This is a genomic window from Bradyrhizobium campsiandrae (genome assembly GCF_014529705.1).
In the GTDB taxonomy this organism is placed as follows: domain Bacteria; phylum Pseudomonadota; class Alphaproteobacteria; order Rhizobiales; family Xanthobacteraceae; genus Bradyrhizobium; species Bradyrhizobium campsiandrae.
In genome coordinates this window covers 1-3,719 of the sequence record NZ_JAANIH010000137.1, presented here as the reverse complement: position 1 = coordinate 3,719, position 3,719 = coordinate 1, and the positions used below count along the sequence as shown (strand labels likewise).

At 64.0% G+C, this 3,719-nt stretch carries 5 protein-coding genes; all 5 read left to right on the top strand.

The genetic code is table 11. The features are described 5' to 3' along the window. The first annotated feature begins 36 nt into the window (after positions 1–36). Entirely contained in the window at positions 37–852 is an 816-nt protein-coding gene (locus G8O24_RS42255) for an ABC transporter ATP-binding protein (protein WP_188108377.1), read from the top strand. Next, positions 849–1,667, top strand: coding sequence for an ABC transporter permease (locus tag G8O24_RS42250; RefSeq protein WP_188108376.1), 819 nt, complete (start codon positions 849–851; stop codon positions 1,665–1,667). The genes G8O24_RS42255 and G8O24_RS42250 overlap by 4 nt, the downstream gene beginning before the upstream one ends. Further along, on the top strand, positions 1,667–2,656 hold the full coding sequence (locus tag G8O24_RS42245; protein WP_188108375.1) for a 2-hydroxyacid dehydrogenase: 990 nt from the start codon (positions 1,667–1,669) through the stop codon (positions 2,654–2,656). Before G8O24_RS42250 ends, G8O24_RS42245 begins: the two co-directional genes overlap by 1 nt. Further along, positions 2,656–3,348, top strand: coding sequence for an AprI/Inh family metalloprotease inhibitor (locus tag G8O24_RS42240; RefSeq protein WP_188108374.1), 693 nt, complete (start codon positions 2,656–2,658; stop codon positions 3,346–3,348). Before G8O24_RS42245 ends, G8O24_RS42240 begins: the two co-directional genes overlap by 1 nt. 149 nt (positions 3,349–3,497) lie before the next feature. Then, positions 3,498–3,719 (top strand): YciI family protein (locus tag G8O24_RS42235; RefSeq protein ID WP_244646389.1); only part of this gene is annotated, 222 nt, incomplete at its 3' end.

Below are 3,719 nucleotides of genomic sequence, written 5' to 3'. Positions count from 1 at the left end.
GGGAGAGGTGAAGGACGTCGCAGCAGTTGGCGATCGATGGTAGAGAGCAAAACCTCGCCGGCCGTCGAAGCCAGCCTGACGGCGCTTGCGGTCAGCCTGCGCGGCGTGACGAAGGCTTATGACAATGGCGTCATGGCGCTCGGTCCCTTCGACCTTGCGGTGCGCAAGGGCGAGTTCATCTCGCTGCTCGGTCCGTCCGGCTGCGGCAAGTCGACGGCGCTGCGGCTGATTGCCGGGCTCAGCGCGGCGTCATCAGGCACGGTGCGGGTGTCGCGCCACGAGGGCGAGGTCCAGCCTGGGCACGGCATCGGCTTCGTCTTCCAGGAACCGACCCTGATGCCCTGGGCCAGCGTGCGCGAAAATGTGCGGCTGCCGCTGAAGCTCGGCGGCATCTCGAAGGCCGAGGGGCGGGCGCGATCCGATGCGGCGCTCGCCAGCGTCGGGCTTGCCGATTTCGCCGATGCCTTTCCGCGCGAACTCTCCGGAGGCATGAAGATGCGGGTGTCGCTGGCGCGCGCGCTCGTCACCGATCCGGACATTCTCCTGATGGATGAGCCGTTCGCCGCGCTCGACGAGATCACGCGTTTCCGCCTCAACAACGACCTGCTCGCGTTGTGGCGCGGCCTCGGCAAGACCGTCATCTTCGTCACCCATTCGGTATTCGAATCCGTCTATCTGTCGCAGCGCGTCGTGGTCATGACGGCCCGGCCTGGCCGCATCCAGGCCGATATCCGCATCGAGACCGTCGAGCCGCGGGCTGAGGAATTTCGCACCTCGGCCGCCTATTCGGATTACTGCCGGCGCGTGTCGGCCGCGCTGGCACCGTCCTATCAGGGGCAGTCGACGCTATGAACGCGCCAGCTGCCGTCACCGCCAAGCCATCTGCCGCGCAGCGCGCAGGGCGTTTCGTGCTGCCTGTCATCCTGTTCGCGGCTGGGCTCGCCGCCTGGGAGCTGGTGGTTCGCATCCGGGAGATCCCGCCTTACGTGCTGCCGGCACCTTCGGTGATTTTCCTGACGCTGATCAAGGACTGGGCGGTGTTGTCGCAATCGCTCGCGACCACGTTGCTGACGACGCTGGAAGGTTTTGTTGCCGCAAGCATCGGCGGCATTGCCCTGGCGCTGTTGTTCAACCAGTCGAAATGGGTGGAATATTCGCTGTTCCCCTACGCCGTCGTGCTGCAGGTGACGCCTGTCATCGCGATCGCGCCGCTCTTGCTGATCTATCTGGAGCAGCAAACTGCCGTCGTGGTCTGCGCCTTCATCGTCGCGTTTTTCCCGGTGCTGTCGAACACCACGCTCGGGTTGAATTCGGTCGATCGCAACCTCGCCGGTCTGTTCCAGCTCTATGGCGCATCATCACCGCAGACCCTGCGTTTCCTGAAACTGCCGGCGGCGCTGCCCTATATCCTCGGAGGCCTCCGCATTGCCGGCGGCCTGTCGCTGATCGGTGCGGTGGTGGCGGAGATCGCGGCGGGAACGGCGGGCGCCGGCTCGGGCCTCGCCTACAGGATCGCCGAGTCCGGCTATCGATTGAACATACCCCGCATGTTCGCCGCGCTGCTTTTGTTGTCGCTCGCCGGGATTGTCATCTATGGGGTGCTGGCGCTAATTTCCCACCTCGTTTTACGGCGCTGGCACGAAAGCGCGCTTGGAAAGGAAAACTGATGACTGCCGGTTCGATTTCGTCCGACAAGATCGACCTTTTGATCTATGGGCCGGTGCGGCCGATCCTGGAGAACGGTTTTTCCGATCATTTCGTCGTGCACAAGGCCGAGACGCGCGGCGATCTCGAGCGGCTGACGCCTGCGGTCCGCGAGAAGATCCGCGGCGTCGCCGTGACCTATCACACCGTCCGCGCCGACAGGGACTCGCTGTCGCAATTGCCCAAGATCGAGATGGTGGCGAGCTTCGGTGTCGGCTACGACCACATCGATGCCAAATACGCGGCCGAGCACAACATCATCGTCACCAACACGCCTGACGTGCTGACCGAGGAGGTGGCCGACGTTGCGATGGGCCTTTTGATCTCCACCTTGCGCGAGTTCATCAAGGCCGATCGCTACGTCCGCTCCGGCCTCTGGCAGACCCAGAACTATCCGCTCAGTGTCGGCTCGCTGCGCGACCGCAAGGTCGGCATCGTCGGCATGGGCCGGATCGGCCAGGCGATCGCGCGCCGGCTCGATGCCTCGCTGGTGCCGGTGGTCTATCATTCGCGCAATCCGTCCAAGGACGTCTCCTACAAGCACTATCCCGATCTGATCGAGATGGCGAAGGCGGTCGATACGCTGATGGTGATCGTGCCCGGCGGCGCCTCGACCAACAAGATGATCAATGCCGAGGTGCTGAAGGCGCTCGGCCCGCGCGGCGTGCTGATCAACGTCGCGCGCGGCTCGGTCGTCGATGAGCAGGCTTTGATCCAGGCGCTGAAATCGGGCGCCATCCTGGCCGCTGGCCTCGACGTGTTCGCGGCCGAGCCGAACGTGCCCGACGAGCTCAAGACCATGCAGAACGTCGTGCTGCTGCCCCATATCGGCTCGGCCTCGGTGGTGACGCGCAACGCCATGGACCAGCTCGTGGTCGACAACCTCAAGTCCTGGTTCTCGGGCAAGGCGCCATTGACGCCGGTTGCGGAAACACCGTTCAAGGGACGCTGATGCGCATTCTTCGGGTCGTCGTATTCGCCGTCTCGGCCCTTTTGGCCGCTGGCGGCACCGCGCATGCGCAGGATGCGACGACCCTGAAGAAGGAGATGGTCGGGCAGTGGGAGCTCTCGACCACCGAACGCAGCAAGACCTGCGTCGTCACGATGAAGGGCGACGCCGCGGCACAGGGATTCAAGCTCGAGCTGGAGCCGGCCTGCAAGGCCGCGCTGCCCTTCACCAAGGACATCGTGGCCTGGAGCGTCAAGGGTCTCGACATCGTTCGCCTGCAGGATGCATCAGGTGAATCGGTGATCGACTTCACCGAGGTCGAGGCCGGCATCTTCGAAGGCCTGCGGCAGGGCGAGGGCGTCTACATCCTCCAGGACCTCGCGGCCGCCCGCTCGATGGCCAAGTCGATGGACCAGATGATCGGGGACTGGGCGATGGTCCGCGGCAACGGGCAGCCGATCTGCGGGATAACGCTGACCAACACGGACGCCGGGCAGGACAAATTCCAGGTCTTCCTCAAGCCGAAATGCGATGCGGCGATCGCCCAGTTCAACCCGACGCAATGGCGGCTCGAGCACGGCCAGATCATCCTGATGTCGAAATCGGGCGAAGTCTGGCAGTTCGAGGCCGATGACAACGCGCAATGGCGGCGGGTTCCCGACACGGCCGATCCCCTGATCATGCTGCGCCAATAGCCTTTTCCGTTTTCTGCAATTTTTTCGGCGTCCAATTTTTTCTGAGGTCATGTCGATCTGGCCCCGGCCGGATCGTCATCCCCATAGCGAGCTGATCGCGCGGCCGAACTGGCCGCGTCTCGCCTTATCAGGAGTTTTGCATGCGCTTCATGTACATCGTCACCTCCAGCCAGCCGATGAAAGGCCCCAGCCCAGCGCTGATGGAGGCCATGCAGAAGATTTCCGAGCGGGAAATCAAGGCCGGCCGGATGATCGACAATGGCGGCCTGATGCCGCTTGCTTCAGGTGCGCGGGTGCGGATCGTCGACGGGGAGCTGAGCGTCGTCGATGGCCCCTTCATCGAGGCCAAGGAAGTCGTCGGCGGCTACGCC